The organism is Pseudomonas sp. YJ42, from assembly GCF_047225135.1.
Classification (GTDB): domain Bacteria; phylum Pseudomonadota; class Gammaproteobacteria; order Pseudomonadales; family Pseudomonadaceae; genus Stutzerimonas; species Stutzerimonas stutzeri_E.
On the sequence record NZ_CP178378.1, the window covers coordinates 4,620,008 to 4,635,106 of the forward strand.

12 protein-coding genes are annotated in these 15,099 nt (G+C 62.1%); 8 read left to right on the plus strand and 4 right to left on the minus strand.

The window, feature by feature from the left end; genetic code table 11:
* Positions 1-39: 39 nt before the first annotated feature.
* Both ACL0K2_RS21470 and ACL0K2_RS21475 read right to left on the minus strand, forming a co-directional pair.
* Complete coding sequence (locus tag ACL0K2_RS21470) at positions 40-1,812, minus strand: N-acetylglutaminylglutamine amidotransferase (protein WP_045161380.1); 1,773 nt, start codon at positions 1,810-1,812, stop codon at positions 40-42.
* A 322-nt stretch (positions 1,813-2,134) separates the two neighbouring features.
* On the minus strand, positions 2,135-2,989 hold the full coding sequence (locus tag ACL0K2_RS21475) for a LysR substrate-binding domain-containing protein (protein WP_045161381.1): 855 nt from the start codon (positions 2,987-2,989) through the stop codon (positions 2,135-2,137).
* Between the two features lie 93 nt (positions 2,990-3,082).
* Between ACL0K2_RS21475 and ACL0K2_RS21480 the strand changes: the two genes are divergently transcribed.
* Positions 3,083-3,319, plus strand: a complete 237-nt coding sequence (locus ACL0K2_RS21480) for a DUF1127 domain-containing protein (RefSeq protein ID WP_045161382.1) — start codon at positions 3,083-3,085, stop codon at positions 3,317-3,319.
* A gap of 58 nt (positions 3,320-3,377) precedes the next feature.
* Here the strand turns inward: ACL0K2_RS21480 and mnmC are convergent, their stop codons facing one another.
* Positions 3,378-5,351, minus strand: a complete 1,974-nt coding sequence (gene mnmC, locus ACL0K2_RS21485) for a bifunctional tRNA (5-methylaminomethyl-2-thiouridine)(34)-methyltransferase MnmD/FAD-dependent 5-carboxymethylaminomethyl-2-thiouridine(34) oxidoreductase MnmC (protein ID WP_413043387.1) — start codon at positions 5,349-5,351, stop codon at positions 3,378-3,380.
* Between the two features lie 178 nt (positions 5,352-5,529).
* Between mnmC and pap the strand changes: the two genes are divergently transcribed.
* Complete coding sequence (pap, locus tag ACL0K2_RS21490; protein ID WP_413043388.1) at positions 5,530-7,011, plus strand: polyphosphate:AMP phosphotransferase; 1,482 nt, start codon at positions 5,530-5,532, stop codon at positions 7,009-7,011.
* A 145-nt stretch (positions 7,012-7,156) separates the two neighbouring features.
* On the plus strand, positions 7,157-8,341 hold the full coding sequence (locus ACL0K2_RS21495) for a thiolase family protein (protein ID WP_413043389.1): 1,185 nt from the start codon (positions 7,157-7,159) through the stop codon (positions 8,339-8,341).
* Positions 8,342-8,421: 80 nt separating this feature from the next.
* Here ACL0K2_RS21495 and ACL0K2_RS21500 read toward each other — a convergent pair whose 3' ends face one another.
* Complete coding sequence (locus ACL0K2_RS21500; RefSeq protein ID WP_045161732.1) at positions 8,422-9,813, minus strand: class II fumarate hydratase; 1,392 nt, start codon at positions 9,811-9,813, stop codon at positions 8,422-8,424.
* Positions 9,814-9,960: 147 nt separating this feature from the next.
* On the opposite strand from ACL0K2_RS21500, the gene ACL0K2_RS21505 reads away from it, so the two are divergent.
* The 5 genes from ACL0K2_RS21505 (at position 9,961) to ACL0K2_RS21525 (ending at position 14,354) form a co-directional block, all read left to right on the plus strand.
* Positions 9,961-10,485, plus strand: coding sequence for a DUF2059 domain-containing protein (locus tag ACL0K2_RS21505; protein ID WP_045161386.1), 525 nt, complete (start codon positions 9,961-9,963; stop codon positions 10,483-10,485).
* Between the two features lie 15 nt (positions 10,486-10,500).
* Complete coding sequence (locus ACL0K2_RS21510) at positions 10,501-10,800, plus strand: BolA family protein (protein ID WP_045161387.1); 300 nt, start codon at positions 10,501-10,503, stop codon at positions 10,798-10,800.
* A gap of 146 nt (positions 10,801-10,946) precedes the next feature.
* Complete coding sequence (locus tag ACL0K2_RS21515) at positions 10,947-11,882, plus strand: rhodanese-related sulfurtransferase (RefSeq protein ID WP_413043390.1); 936 nt, start codon at positions 10,947-10,949, stop codon at positions 11,880-11,882.
* Between the two features lie 65 nt (positions 11,883-11,947).
* Entirely contained in the window at positions 11,948-12,580 is a 633-nt protein-coding gene (locus ACL0K2_RS21520) for a DsbA family protein (protein WP_239611993.1), read from the plus strand.
* Positions 12,573-14,354, plus strand: coding sequence for an ABC transporter ATP-binding protein (locus ACL0K2_RS21525; protein WP_045161390.1), 1,782 nt, complete (start codon positions 12,573-12,575; stop codon positions 14,352-14,354). The genes ACL0K2_RS21520 and ACL0K2_RS21525 overlap by 8 nt, the downstream gene beginning before the upstream one ends.
* Positions 14,355-15,099: the final 745 nt, after the last annotated feature.

Consider the following 15,099-nt stretch of genomic DNA (forward strand, 5'->3'; position numbering starts at 1 on the left):
AAAAACCTGCACAGGACGCGCGCCGTCACGATTGGGAATTTATAAGCCTTGCTCGGTCAACCATAGGTTGACTGCCGCCAGTTGCCACAGTTTCGATCCGCGTAGCGGAGTCAACTGACCCTCGGGATCGCTGAACAGCTTTTCGAGCATCGCCGGGTTGTACAGGCCGCGATCCTGGCTCGGATCGGTCAGCAGCTCGCGCACCCAGTTCAGGGTTTCGCCCTGCAGATGCTTGAGCCCGGGCACCGGGAAATAGCCCTTCGGTCGATCAATTACGGCGGCTGGGATGACCTTGCGTGCCGCCTCCTTGAGCACATATTTGCCGCCGTCGGGCAGCTTGTACTTGGCAGGAATGCGCGCCGACAGCTCCGCGACGTTGTGATCGAGGAACGGCACCCGCGCCTCCAGGCCCCAGGCCATGGTCATGTTGTCGACGCGCTTGACCGGATCGTCCACCAGCATCACGGTGCTGTCGATCCGCAGGGCTTTGTCGACCGCGGCGTCGGCGCCCGGTTGTGCAAAGTGTTGGCGCACGAAATCGCCGGAGAAGTCGCCCTTGACCCATTTTTCCTGCATGGTCTCGGCGTATTCCTCGTAACTGCGATCGCGAAACGCTTCCAGATAGGCGGCGACCGGGTCCTGCGCGCCGTCGACCTGCGGATACCAGTGATAACCAGCGAACAGCTCATCGGCACCCTGGCCGCTCTGCACCACCTTGCAATGCTTGGAGACCTCACGCGACAGCAAGTAGAAGGCGATGCAATCGTGGCTGACCATGGGCTCGCTCATCGCCTGGAAGGCGGCAGGCAGGCGTTCGAGAATCTCTTTCTCCTGGATGCGCAGTTGATGATGGCGCGTCTGGTAATGCTCGGCGATCAGATCGGAATATTTGAATTCGTCGCCGCGCTCGCCGCCGGCATCCTCGAAGCCGATGGAGAATGTCAGCAGATTGTCCGCCGCGCCCGCCTCACGCAGCAGGCCGACCAGCAGGCTGGAGTCGACGCCACCGGACAGCAGCACACCGACGTCGACGGCGGCCCGCTGGCGAAGCGCCACGGACTGGCGCAATGTCGTCAGCGTCCGCTCCTGCCAGTCCTCGAAACTGTATTGCTGTTCCTCCTCCGTCGCGCCGAACTGCAACTGCCACCAGCGATGCTGGCTGGTTTTGCCAGTGGCATCGACGCGCATGAAGGTGCCCGGAGGCAGCTTCTCGATGCCGGCGATCAGCGTGTCCGGCGCCGGCACCACCGCGTGAAAACTCATGTAGTGGTTGAGCGCCACCGGATTCAGCACACCGGCGATATCGCCGCCTTTGAGCAATGCCGGCAAGGCGGAGGCGAAACGCAGGCGGTCGCCGGTTTTCGACAAATAGAGCGGCTTGATGCCCAGGCGGTCGCGGGCGATGAAGAGTTCTTGCTTGTCGCGTTGCCAGATGGCGAAGGCGAACATGCCATTGAGCCGCGGCAGCAGAGCGTCCCCCCAGGCATGGAAGCCCTTGAGCAGCACCTCGGTATCGCCTTCGGAAAAGAAGCTGTAACCCAGCGCCTCGAGCTCGGCGCGCAATTCGGGGTAGTTGTAGATGGCGCCGTTGAAGACCATCGAAAGGCCCAGCGCCGAATCGATCATTGGTTGGCCAGACGCCTCGCACAGATCCATGATTTTCAGACGGCGATGGCCGAGCGCCAGAGGGCCCTGGCTGTTGAAACCGCACGCGTCGGGTCCACGTGACGTCAGGTGATGGGTGATACGTTCAACCGCGGCCAGATCGGCCGGTTGATTGTCGAAGCGAAGTTCGCCAGCTATGCCGCACATAAGGTCCTTACCGGTTTTGCCGTTGGGGAGTGTGACTGACGCACGGAACCTGAAGTTCAGGTTTTCAGACCAGCGCGTACCGCTCTGGATCGCTGTCTGCAGCACAACAGGTGCGCTGCAGACGCCGCCTGAATCGAGTTCTGTCCGGTCAGTTTGGCTTTACACCAAAACAAACAAATGCGGTGAGGTCAAACCCCGAAGCTTGCGCAAACCGCGGCTTAGGAGAGAAAACATGCCGTGATGACAATCGATCAGGCCGAGACAGCGATGCCCGTTGCTCGCGATCCAGGCCCGTTTGCGCTTCGATGTCGCGGCGGTGCGACTAGAGACGGAAACCTTCAACGATATGCTCGGCCAATGTTTCACTGACCTGCGACTGGCTACGATCGTTGCGCAGCAGCACCGTGCTGCTGATCGGCAGTTCCGGAAACCCTTCGGCCGGGCCCAGCAGGCGCATATCCGGAGTCAGCAGGCTCTGCATCTGCGCGGTGACGGCCAGGCCTGCGCCGACCACTGCCATCAATGCCGATAGGCTCGGGCTGGTGTAGGCGATTCGGAACGGAATACGCAGGCTGTCCAGCGCATTGCAGGCCCAGGCGCGGCAGAAACACTCGCTATTGAACACCGCGAGCGGAATCGGCCGTTGCTCGTGGGCGTTGAAGCCGGCTGCCTCGGCCCAGACCACCCGTTCGCGCCGCAGCAACTGACCGATCTCGGACCCTGGCTCGCGGGTGACGATGGTCAGATCCAGATCGCTGCGTTGCAGCAACTGGAACGACGGTTCGCAGTGCACCTCCACTTGGACCAGCGGATAGGCCTGCGCGAAGCGCGAAAGGATGCCGGGCAAAAAACGCATCACGTAGTCGTCCGGGGTGCCGATGCGCACCGACCCAACCATATGCGGCTCACGAAAAGTGGTCAGTACTTCGCCGTGCAGCTTGAGTATCTGCCGGGCGTAACCGAGCAGAACCTGGCCCTCGGCAGTCAACCGAACCTGTCGACCATCGCGCTCGAAAAGCGCGCGTTGCAGGACATCCTCTTCGAGCCGTTTCATCTGCATGCTGATGGCCGACTGGGTGCGATTGACAGCGTCGGCCGCGCGGGTGAACCCCCCGTGATCAGCGATGGCGACGAAGCTGCGCAACAGCTCGGCGTCGATACTGGGATAGTTGGCCATTCATCAATCTCCGAGATGGATGTCATCATCAACATTCGTTGGATTGATCATAACGCTGGCTGGACACTGATGCCATCCACCAGGAGGTGCATCATGAAAAGCCATGTCGAGTTCGATAAAACCGCTCATCTATCTGCCAGCCGCAGCGTATCGCTTACCGCGCTGCTGCGTGCGGTCTGGCAGCGAGTAAGCCGCTGGCATGCGCTGTATCGGCAGCGGCAGCAACTCGCCGCGCTCAGCGACGATATGCTCAAGGACATCGGGCTGAGCCGTGCCGACATCGAAACGGAAGCGAACCGTCCGTTTTGGGACGAACCCTATCAGCGGTGATGCAGCTGGTCCCTCGACTGTTGATCGCATGCTCGAGCGCGCGCCCGCTCAGGCCTGTTCACTCCGTCCGGCGGATGAGTTTGCGCAGCAGAAATCGGTTCGGATGGCAGGCCTCGGCGATGGTGCGTGGCACGGGCAGTGGTTCGCCATCGAGCCAGGCGGCCAGCAGTTCGCCGGCCAGCGGCGTGGTGATCACGCCGCGGGAGCCATGGGCGGTGTTGACGTAAAGGCCGTCCAGCCAAGGACAAGGCGTGTCGGGCACCTGGCGAGCATCCTTGCCCAGTACGGCGTAGGCATCGGCGAATGGTGCGGCATCGGCCAAAGGGCCGACGATCGGCAGATAGTCCGGGCTGGTGCAGCGGAAGGCTACGCGGCCGTGCAACTGATCGATCGGCCTGGTACCGGCCTGCAGGCGCTGACACAGATCGGCTGAAATTTCCTCGAGCATCTCCAGATTGGCGCGATGTTCCGCTTCGCTTGGCGCGGGATCGCTGTCGGCGAAATTGAAGCTCGCGCCCAGGGTGTGCATGCCGTTGCGCGGCGGGGCGACATAGCCCTTGGCGCAGAGCACAGTTTGCAATTCAGCGCTTTGCTCGGTCGCCGGCAGTCCGGTGATCTGACCGCGAATGCGCTTGAGCGGTAGCCAGGCGCTCTGGCTGAAGCGCGCCACGTCAGCTGCGCCGGCCAGCACCACCACCGGCGCTTCGGCCAGTATCTGTTCGCCGTCCAATGCCTGCCAGCAACCCTCTGCGCGGCGTAGTTCGACGGGGTGTCGATGCCGCAGCAGTTCGATGGTGGGTTGATCGAGCATCCACCTGCACAATGCCGGCGGGTGCGCCCAGCCAGCTTCGGGGTAGAACAGGCCGCCATGGTCCAGTGCCACTCCGGCCAGCCGCTCGGCTTCCGAGCGCTCGACGGCGTGCAGCAGGCTGGGCGAAAAGGCGTCGGAGAGTGCGGTTTGTCGCGCGGCTTCCTTGTCGTCGAAAGCGATTTGCAATACGCCACAGGCGTCCCAATCCTGCCCTCGTTGCAGGTTGCGTAATAGCCGGCGTGTATAGCCGAAACCGCTGACCACCAATTGCGAAAGCGCCGTGCCGTGAGCCGATAGCTTGAGATAGAGCACCCCCTGAGGATTGCCAGAACCCTCCTGGGCGATATCGCCGTGTCGCTCCAGCACCGTGACCTGCCAACCCCGGGCCGCCAGACTGGCGGCGCTCGCGCAGCCAGCCAGTCCGGCACCGATGACCAGAGCCCTGCGTTGTGCCGGTTTGTACGAGGGGCGTGCGAACCAGGGCTTGTCCGATTCTTGCGATACCGCGATGACGTGGCCTTGCAGGCTTTCCCATTTTTGGCCGAAACCGGGGATTCGCTCGATCTCGAAGCCGGCATCCTTCAACGCCCGACGCACGCTACCGGCGCTGGTGAAGGTCGCTAAGGTCGCGCCCGGGGCCGACAGCCGCGCCAGTTGGGTAAATAGTGGGGGTTGCCACATGTCCGGGTTTTTGGCCGGGGCGAAGCCATCGAGAAACCAGGCGTCGATCTGCGCATCCAACGCGCTCAGGCACTCGAGTGCATCGCCCACCAGCAAGGTCAGCACCACCCGGCCGAAGCGAAACTGCTGAAAGCCCGGGTTGATCGCCACGTACTGATCCAGTAGTTGCCGCGCCTGCGTCTGCAGCTCGGGCCACAGGCCCAGGGCGCGCTGAAGGTCGTCGGGTGCGAGAGGGTGCTTTTCGGCGCTGACGAAATGCAGCTTGGTTCCCGCTGGCGCGGTACGCTCGAACAGCGCCCAGGCACAGAGAAAATTCAGTCCTGTGCCAAAACCTGTTTCGCCGATGACGAATCCTTCCCCGGCCTGCAGCGCGGCGAAACGCTCGGCAAGTCGGTTTGGCTGCAGGAATACATGGGTGGTTTCTGCCATGCCGGAGGTGCGTGAAAAGTACACATCGCCATACAGGCGCGATTGCGGCTGGCCGTTCTCATCCCAATCGAGCTCGGCGGGCTGGAAGCCGGGAGTGTCAGGGGCGGGCATCAGGCGGTTCCTAGGAAGGATGCGAAAGGCGCGATTCTAGCAGTGGCGGGAAACCCATTGCGGGTACGCTTTGTCGCATCGATATACGATGCTTTATTGGATGACGGGCTGTAAGTCGCTTGGCTGCGTCTTCCGAACGGAGCCCTTCGGGGTTGCTGCAGTCATTTTGGAGAACACGATGTTCGAGTCCGCGGAAATCGGCCACACCATCGACAAGGCGACCTATAACGCGGAAGTGCCCGCCCTGCGCGAAGCATTGCTCGAAGCCCAATATCGGCTGCGGGAGCAGGCGCGCTTTCCAGTGCTGATCCTGATCAACGGCATCGAAGGGGCGGGCAAGGGTGAGACGATCAAGCTGCTCAATGAATGGATGGACCCGCGCTTGATCCGCGTCGACAGCTTCGACGTGCCGACCGATGAAGAACTCTCGCATCCGCCAGCTTGGCGTTATTGGCGCCGTTTGCCGCCGAAGGGACAAACCGGCATTTTCTTCGGTAACTGGTACAGCAAGATGATCGAGGATCGGGTTCACGGTCGGATCAAGAAGCCCGATCTCGAACTGGCGATCGACCGGGCCCAGCGTTTTGAACGCATGCTCTGCAAAGAGGGCATGCTGATCTTCAAGTTCTGGTTTCACCTGTCCAAGGACCGCATGCGTCAGCGCCTCGACTCGCTCAAGGACGACCCCTTGCATAGCTGGCGAATCAGCCCGTTGGATTGGCAACAATCGAAGACCTACGACCGGTTCGTCAAATACGGTGAGCTGATCCTGCGCCGTAGCAGTCGGGACTTTGCGCCCTGGTACGTCATCGAGGGCAGCGACGAGCGTTATCGTAGCCTGACCGCGGGGCGGTTGCTGCTCGAAGGCCTCAATGCCGCGCTGGATGCGGCCGCTCAGCAGCCCGTGCAGCCACACACCGCGCCGGTCGAGCTGAACATCGATCGGTTGGGCCTGCTCCGTAGTCTCGATCTCGATCAGAAGCTCGACAAGGAGGCGTACAAGGAACAGCTGGTAGAAGAACAGGCACGCCTTTCCCGGCTGCTACGCGATCATCGCCTGCGCAAGCGCGGCGTGCTGGCACTGTTCGAGGGCCACGATGCTGCGGGCAAGGGCAGCGCCATCCGGCGTGTCACCGGCGCGTTGGATCCGCGCCTGTATCGCACGGTGCAGATCGCGGCGCCCAGCGAGGACGAGCGTGCCCAGCCGTGGTTGTGGCGATTCTGGCGTAACGTGCCGGCGCGCGGGCAATTCACCATCTTCGACCGGTCCTGGTACGGCAGGGTATTGGTCGAGCGGGTCGAAGGCTTTTGCTCGCCGGACGAATGGTTGCGTGCCTACAGCGAAATCAACGATTTCGAAGAGCAACTGGTGGAGGCTGGCGTGGTGGTGGTGAAGTTCTGGCTGTCGATCGACAAGGAGACGCAGCTGGAGCGTTTCAAGGCGCGCGAGAAGACCCCGCACAAACGCTTCAAGATCACCGAGGAGGACTGGCGCAATCGGGACAAATGGGACGACTACGGCCATGCGGTGGCGGACATGGTCGACCGCACCAGTACCGAAATCGCGCCTTGGACCCTGGTGGAGGCCAACGACAAGCGCTTCGCCCGGGTCAAGGTATTGCGCACCCTCAATGACGCGCTGGAAGCCGCGATCCGCTGAGCGGGCGGCGAGCGGGGCGCACGATGGTCGACCATATCCCCGCTGAATGGTCGTCGCCTTCGGCAAATGGCTGGAACTATGCTCGGGCCATCGTCAACAGGCCGGCCGCCGTCGTCGCGGTCCGCCCAACCATTCGAGGTATGCCATGCGTGAAGTAGTGATCGTCGACAGCGTACGGACCGGCCTGGCCAAGTCCTTCCGCGGCAAGTTCAACATGACCCGCCCTGATGACATGGCGGCGCATTGCGTCAACGCGCTGCTGTCGCGCAACGGCCTGGATCCCAAGCTGGTCGAGGACTGCATCGTCGGGGCCGGCTCCAACGAAGGTGCACAGGGCTACAACATCGGTCGCAACGTCGCGGTGCTGTCGAACCTGGGCATTCAGTGCGCCGGCATGACGCTCAACCGGTTCTGCTCGTCCGGCCTGCAATCGATCGCCATCGCCGCCAACCAGATCGCCTCAGGCTGCAGCGACATCATCGTTGCCGGCGGGGTCGAATCGATCACCATGACGGCCAAGAGCAAGAACACCGACAACCTGTACAACCCTATCCTGCAGGAGCGGGTACCTGGCCTGTATCACAGCATGGGCCAGACCGCGGAACTGGTGGCGCGCCGCTACAACGTGACCCGCGAGCAGCAAGACCTCTATTCGCTGCAGAGCCAGCAGCGCACTGCACGCGCTCAGGCCGAAGGGCTGTTCCAGGACGAAATCGTGCCGATGAACGTCCGTTACTACACCGAAGACAAGAACACAGGCGAGCGCACCGAGCATGAGGGTGTGGTCGATCGCGATGACTGCAACCGCCCGGATACCACATTGGAAAGCCTGTCAGGCCTCAAGCCGGTGTTTGCTGACGACGGATCGGTGACGGCTGGCAACGCCTCGCAACTGTCGGATGGCGCATCGATGACGCTGGTGATGAGCCTGGACAAGGCCCTCGAACTCGGCCTCAAACCCCGCGCGTTCTTCCGCGGCTTCACCGTGGCCGGCTGCGAGCCGGAAGAAATGGGCATCGGCCCGGTCTTCTCGGTGCCGCGTCTGCTCAAGGCGCGCGGCCTGCAAGTCAGCGATATCGACCTTTGGGAGCTCAACGAAGCCTTCGCCTCGCAGTGCCTGTATTGCCGCGACACGCTGGAAATCGACAACGCGAAGTTCAACGTCAACGGCGGCTCGATCTCCATTGGCCACCCGTTCGGCATGACGGGTTCGCGCACCACTGGCCATCTCATCCGCGAATTGCAGCGCCGCAACCTGCGTTACGGCGTGGTGACCATGTGCGTTGGCGGGGGCATGGGCGCTTCGGGCCTGTTCGAAGCGGTGCGCTGAGTCTTCTCCGCAAGCGCCAACAAAAAACCCGCGCCAGATAGCGCGGGTTTTTTATGGCTGATCGGCTCGCTGGTCAGCGTCTAGCTGCGACTGGATTCCAGCATGGTTTCCGGGCGCACCCACTGATCGAACTCTTCGTCTGTGAGATAGCCTAGCGCCAACGCAGCTTCGCGCAACGTGGTCCCTTCACCGTAAGCCTTTTTGGCAATCTCGGCTGCCTTGTCGTAACCGATATGCGGGTTCAGCGCGGTCACCAGCATCAGCCCACGCTCCAGATGCTCGGCCATGCGCGCGGCGTCCGGCTCCATTCCGACGATGCAGTGCGTATTGAAGTTGCGGCAGCCGTCGGCCAGCAGCCGGATCGACTCGAGCAGGTTGTGCACGATCACCGGTTTGAACACATTGAGCTGCAGATGCCCCTGGCTGGCGGCGAAGCCCACCGTCACGTCATTGCCCATCACCTGACAGGCGAGCATCGACAACGCTTCGCACTGGGTCGGATTGACTTTGCCCGGCATGATCGAGCTGCCCGGCTCGTTGGCGGGCAGCCGCACTTCAGCGAAACCGCCGCGTGGGCCCGAGCCCAGCAACCGCAGGTCGTTGGCGATCTTCATCAACGCGGTGGCCAAGGTTTTCAGCGCGCCGGAGAGAGCGACCAGCGGTTCATGCCCGGCCAACGCGGCGAACTTGTTTGGCGCTGAGACGAAGGGCAGGCCCGACAGTGCGGCCAGCTCGGCGGCGATCGCTTCGGCAAACCCGTGCGGCGCGTTAAGCCCGGTGCCGACAGCCGTGCCGCCCTGGGCTAGCTCGAACACTGCGGGCAGGGCGTGGCGAATCGCCTGCTCGGCGATATCCAGCTGGGCGACGAAGGCCGACAGCTCTTGACCGAAGGTCACCGGTGTCGCGTCCATCATGTGCGTGCGGCCGGTCTTGACCAACTGGCCGTGCCGCGCCGCCTGCTCGGCGATACCGCCAGACAGCTCGGCGATGGCCGGCAGCAGGTCGTGATGGACGGCCCGCGCGATGGCGATGTGCATGGCGGTCGGGAAACAGTCGTTGGAGCTCTGCGCGCGATTGACGTGGTCGTTGGGATGCACCGGGCTCTTGCCTCCACGCGCTCCGCCGGCGAGCTCATTGGCGCGTCCGGCGATCACCTCATTGACGTTCATGTTGCTCTGGGTACCGCTGCCGGTCTGCCAGACCACCAGTGGAAACTGGTCGTCGTGCTGGCCATGGAGCACCTCATCGGCCGCCTGCTCGATCAGGCGTGCGATATCCGGCGGCAGATCACCGATACGGTCGTTGACCCGCGCCGCAGCCTTCTTGATCAATGCCAGCGCGTGGCATACGGCAAGTGGCATTCGCTGATCACCGATGGCGAAGTTGATCAGTGAACGCTGTGTCTGTGCGCCCCAGTAAGCCTGTTCCGGTACTTCTACAGGGCCTAGGCTATCGGTTTCGGTGCGTGTCATGCCGTACTCCATCTATGAGGTCTTCCTGTTAGGTCGTCAGCTGATGGCACTGGTTCAATGGGTAGCCTGACTGTTCCTTGAGCGATTGGAACTCCGCGCGCAGAATGTGTCCATTGAGCTCATCCATCGTTCGGCAAGGATCATCCAATGCGCGCTCTTCATACTTCCGGGCTTCGTGCCTTCGGCCTTTGTGGCGTCCTGTCGATCACACTGCTCGCGGGGCATGCCAGCGCTGACAGCCGCAGCCATGCGGCTCAGGCTGAGCGCTTTCTCGAACTGGTCAATGCCGATCGTATCGCGGTACCGGTATACGCCCAGGTTCAGCAGATGTTCGCCGAGCGGTTCGCCCAGACCCAGGCGCCGGAAAGCAAACGAGGGTTGCTGGAAAGTTACCAGTCCAAGGCCGACGCGGCGCTGGATAAGGCGATCGGCTGGGAAGAGGTCAAGCCTGATCTGGTGGCACTGTACACCGAGACGTTCAGCGAGCCGGAGCTCACTCGATTGAATGAATTCTACGAATCCGAACTGGGCAAGAAGATGCTTACGCAGCTGCCGCAGCTCAACGCGCGTTCGGCGCAGGTGACCCAGACCAAGCTGCAGAATGCCGTGCCCCAAGTGAACAAATTGCTGGCTGAAATGACAGCCGAACTCGATACCCAGAAGAAGCCTTGAGGGAGCCTGTCAGGCATGTCCAAACTATTCGTCATTGAAAATACCCTGCAGGCAGCCCTGCAGCCCATGTATCTGCAGGTGCTGGATGAAAGCCACATGCACAGCCGTGGGCAGGAGACGCACTACAAGGCGGTGATCGTCAGCGAGCAATTCGCCGGCCTCAATGCGGTCAAGCGCCATCAGAAGGCATACGCCGCCATGGGCGAACTGATGCAGCAGATCCACGCGCTCGCGCTGCACACCTATACCCCCGAGGAGTGGGCGAAGCAGGGCGCAGCACCGGACTCTCCGGTCTGCGCCGGTGGACACAAATAAGCGCTGGGCAACCCACCTGGCTTTCGCTTGGTGCCTGATGCGTGTTTATTGATAGAATGCGCGCCGCGCCGGCTCACGCCGGCGTTGTCGTTTTCGCATTCCCGGTCCGCCCTTTACGTGGGTGACCACTGGAGGAAATTCCCCGCATGACCCAGAACATCGTCGTCGCGGCGCTGTACAAGTTCGTCTCCCTGCCGGACTACGTCGCGTTGCGTGAGCCCTTGCTCGAAACCCTCAATGCCAATGGCATCAAGGGTACTTTGCTGCTCGCCGAAGAAGGCATCAACGGCACGGTTTCCGGTACCCGCGAAGGTATCGATGCGCTACTCGCCTGGTTTCGCACCGATGTGCGCCTGGCTGACATCGACCACAAGGAATCCTATTGCGACGAACAGCCGTTCTATCGCACCAAGGTCAAGCTGAAGAAGGAAATCGTCACCCTCGGCGTGGAGGGCGTCGACCCCAATCAGCGTGTTGGCACCTACGTCGAGCCGCGGGACTGGAACGCACTGATCGACGACCCCGAAGTGCTGCTGATCGACACTCGCAATGACTACGAAGTGGCCATCGGCACGTTCGAAGGCGCGATCGATCCACAGACCAAATCCTTCCGTGAATTCCCCGACTACATCAAGGCGCACTACGACCCGACCAAGCACAAAAAGGTCGCGATGTTCTGCACTGGCGGCATTCGCTGCGAGAAGGCCTCCAGCTACATGCTGGGCGAGGGGTTCGAGGAGGTTTATCACCTCAAGGGCGGCATCCTTAAATACCTCGAAGAAGTGCCGCAGAAGGAGACGCGCTGGCGTGGCGACTGCTTCGTGTTCGATAACCGTGTGACCGTGCGCCACGACCTCAGCGAGGGTGATTTCGACCAGTGCCATGCCTGTCGCACACCGATATCGCTGGAGGACCGGCAATCGGAGCACTACGCTCCAGGTATCAGCTGCCCGCATTGCTGGAATACGCTCAGCGAGAAGACGCGCACCAGCGCGCGCGAGCGGCAGAAGCAGATCGAACTGGCGCTCAAGCGCAATCAGCCGCACCCGATCGGCCACAACTACCGCAAACAAGGCGCGTAGCCAAAGCCGCTTGGGCCAGATGACGGTGCGCAGTTTGCGCTCCACCCGATAGAACCGGAGCCCCTATGCGCACCCGACTGATCTATGTGATGGACCCGATGTGCTCCTGGTGCTGGGGCTTCGCGCCGGTGGTGCAGGCGTTGATTGCCCAGGCGCAGGCTCAGGGTGTCGGTGCCGATCTGGTGGTCGGCGGCCTGCGCCAGGAGCGCATCGCCATGGATCAGGCCGGCCGTGAACGCACCCTGTCCTATTGGCAGGCGGTGCACGAAGCGAGCGGGCAGCCGTTCAACTTCGATGCGGGGCTGCCGGACGGTCTGGTCTACGACACCGAGCCCGCTTGCCGAGCGCTTGTGGCGGCGCGCAGTCTCGATCCGCAGCTGGTTTGGCCACTCGTTGGGCTGATTCAGCGGGCGTTTTATGTCGACGGGCGCAACGTCACGATGCCGCCGGAATTGGTTGATCTGGCTGAGGCGGCAGGCATACCCCGTATCGAGTTCGCCGACCGTTTCGACTCTCAGGCGGTGCGCGATGCCACGGCGGCTGACTTCGACTGGGCGCGGAACCTCGGCATCGCCGGCTTCCCGACCTTGCTTGCCGAGCACAACGGTCAGCTGGCGCTGTTGACCAATGGCTTCCAGCCGCTCGACGTGCTGTCACCTCTGCTGGCGCGTTGGCTGGACCATAACGCCCATGCCTGATCAGCTCAGCTGGGCGGAGATCCGCCGTCTCGCGCTGCATCATCGCAAGGCGCTGATCCTCGCCAATCTAGTTGCTGTGTTGGCAACGCTGTGCAGTGTGCCGATTCCCTTGCTGTTGCCGCTGCTGGTCGACGAGGTGCTGCTGGGGCAGGGCGATACGGCGCTGCAGATAATGGACAGGTTTCTGCCGACGGGCTGGCAGACGGCGATTGGCTATATCGGCCTGATGCTCTGCGCGACGCTGCTGCTGCGCGCCTCGGCGTTGATTTTCAACGTGCTGCAGGCGCGATTATTCGCGCGGCTGTCGAAGGACCTGGTCTACCGCATTCGGGTGCGGTTGATCGAACGGCTCAAACGTATCGCGCTGAGCGAGTATGAAAGCCTTGGCGGCGGGACGGTCGCCGCGCATCTGGTCACCGATCTGGAGACCATCGACAAATTCATCGGCGAGACCCTCAGCCGGCTGCTGGTAGCGCTGCTTTCAATTGCCGGTACGGCGGCGATCCTGCTCTGGATGCACTGGCAACTGGCGCTGCTGATCCTGCTGTTCAATCCGCTGGTGATCTACGCCACGGTGCAACTGGGTAAACGCGTCAAACACCTGAAGAAGCTGGAGAACGACAGCACCTCACTGTTTACCCAAGCGCTCACCGAAACCCTGGATGCAATCCAGGAAGTGCGGGCCGGTAATCGCCAGGGTTTCTTTCTTGGTCGGCTTGGGCTGCGCGCGCGTGAAGTGCGCGACTACGCCGTGGCCTCGCAATGGAAGACCGACGCCTCCAACCGCGCCAGTGGCCTGCTGTTCCAGTTCGGCATCGACATTTTCCGTGCCGCGGCGATGCTCACCGTGTTGTTTTCCGACCTGTCGATCGGCCAGATGCTGGCGGTGTTCAGCTACCTCTGGTTCATGATCGGGCCGGTGGAACAGTTGCTCAATCTGCAATACGCCTTCTATGCCGCCGGCGGCGCGCTCAGCCGCATCAATCAGCTGCTGGCACGTGCCGATGAACCCCAATATGTCGGCGGACAGGACCCGTTCGTGGGGCGGGACACCGTTGACATCGACGTTCGTGGGCTGCGCTTCTCCTATCAGGACGAACCGGTACTCGAAGGTCTGGACCTTTCGATCGCCGCGGGTGAAAAGGTCGCCATCGTCGGCGCCAGCGGTGGCGGAAAAAGCACCTTGGTGCAGCTGCTGCTGGGCCTGTATCAGCCGCAAGCGGGACAGATCTGTTTTGCTGGAATCGATATCAAGCACATCGGCCTGGGTACGGTACGCGACAATGTTGCGGTGGTGCTGCAGCACCCTGCGCTGTTCAACGACACGGTGCGCGCCAATCTGCTGATGGGGCGCGAACGCGACGATCAGGCTTGCTGGCAGGCGCTGGAGATCGCGCAACTGGCCGAAACCATCCGTCAGTTGCCGGCGGGGCTCGACAGCATTGTCGGTCGTTCCGGCGTGCGCCTGTCAGGTGGCCAGCGGCAACGGCTGGCGGTGGCGCGGATGGTGTTGGCTGAGCCCAAAGTGGTGATTCTCGACGAGGCGACCTCCGCCCTGGATGCCGCCACCGAATATGCGCTGCATCAGGAGCTGAACCGTTTTCTGCAAGGGCGCACCACTTTGATCATCGCCCATCGCCTATCTGCGGTGAAGCAGGCCGACCGCGTCTTGGTGTTCGATGGTGGCCGCATCGCCGAGCAGGGCGACCATCTGCAGCTGATCGCCGACGGCGGGCTTTACGCCAAGCTTTATGGGCATCTGCAACAGCACTGAATGGGTGTTCCTGAAAACCACTGCACGTTCTGGCGATTAGATGGACTGATAGCTGGCTATTGGCTATCGACGCCTGGTTAAATCGCGCTGTTTTCGCGCTCAACTTTGGTCGATCACGGCCGACTTCATGACGTGCGCGTATTTTCAAGGGAATTCTCTGATGCAGTCTGTCGATATATTCACCAACCTTTCCGTGGGCAAAAAGTTGCTGTTCGGCTTTGCCATGGTGCTGCTGCTGACCCTGGGCGTCGCCGGTACCGGTTTCTTCGCCGTGGATTCGATTCTGATCCGCTCTTCTCAGACGAATCAGCTCGCCGCCATCAACGCCGCGATCCTCGCTGCGCGCGGTCAGGAGCGTGATTACGCCCTGACCCGCAGTGACGCATCCGCTGCGGCGCTGCGCGCCACGCTGGACCAGCTCAATCAACGGTTGGATGGGCTTTCCGCGATTTCTGATACTGACGAGCAGGCGTTGCTGCAGCGGATTCGAAGCGATGCAGCAGACTACGCTCAGCAATTCGACAACTATCGCGCGCTGATCGGCAAGGGCGTCGAGTTGCGCGGGAGCATGGGCGATGCCGCGCAGAAGAGTCGCGAGGAGTTCGAATACATCGAGCTGGACATGTACGACGCGGTCCGGGTGCTGCGCCTTGAAGGCGATCATCTGAAGGGCAGCGACCCGTTGACCCTTGCTGAAGCCGCTTCCGGCTTGACCAAGCGCATCCTCGATCTGCGCACATTCGAG

What these genes read in the sequence shown, in the direction of transcription:
- ACL0K2_RS21470 (WP_045161380.1), bottom strand. Translation starts at nt 1,812, where the DNA reads ATGTGCGGCATAGCTGGCGAACTTCGCTTCGACAATCAACCGGCCGAT.
- ACL0K2_RS21475 (WP_045161381.1), bottom strand. Translation starts at nt 2,989, where the DNA reads ATGGCCAACTATCCCAGTATCGACGCCGAGCTGTTGCGCAGCTTCGTC.
- ACL0K2_RS21480 (WP_045161382.1), top strand. Translation starts at nt 3,083, where the DNA reads ATGAAAAGCCATGTCGAGTTCGATAAAACCGCTCATCTATCTGCCAGC.
- mnmC (WP_413043387.1), bottom strand. Translation starts at nt 5,351, where the DNA reads ATGCCCGCCCCTGACACTCCCGGCTTCCAGCCCGCCGAGCTCGATTGG.
- pap (WP_413043388.1), top strand. Translation starts at nt 5,530, where the DNA reads ATGTTCGAGTCCGCGGAAATCGGCCACACCATCGACAAGGCGACCTAT.
- ACL0K2_RS21495 (WP_413043389.1), top strand. Translation starts at nt 7,157, where the DNA reads ATGCGTGAAGTAGTGATCGTCGACAGCGTACGGACCGGCCTGGCCAAG.
- ACL0K2_RS21500 (WP_045161732.1), bottom strand. Translation starts at nt 9,813, where the DNA reads ATGACACGCACCGAAACCGATAGCCTAGGCCCTGTAGAAGTACCGGAA.
- ACL0K2_RS21505 (WP_045161386.1), top strand. Translation starts at nt 9,961, where the DNA reads ATGCGCGCTCTTCATACTTCCGGGCTTCGTGCCTTCGGCCTTTGTGGC.
- ACL0K2_RS21510 (WP_045161387.1), top strand. Translation starts at nt 10,501, where the DNA reads ATGTCCAAACTATTCGTCATTGAAAATACCCTGCAGGCAGCCCTGCAG.
- ACL0K2_RS21515 (WP_413043390.1), top strand. Translation starts at nt 10,947, where the DNA reads ATGACCCAGAACATCGTCGTCGCGGCGCTGTACAAGTTCGTCTCCCTG.
- ACL0K2_RS21520 (WP_239611993.1), top strand. Translation starts at nt 11,948, where the DNA reads ATGCGCACCCGACTGATCTATGTGATGGACCCGATGTGCTCCTGGTGC.
- ACL0K2_RS21525 (WP_045161390.1), top strand. Translation starts at nt 12,573, where the DNA reads ATGCCTGATCAGCTCAGCTGGGCGGAGATCCGCCGTCTCGCGCTGCAT.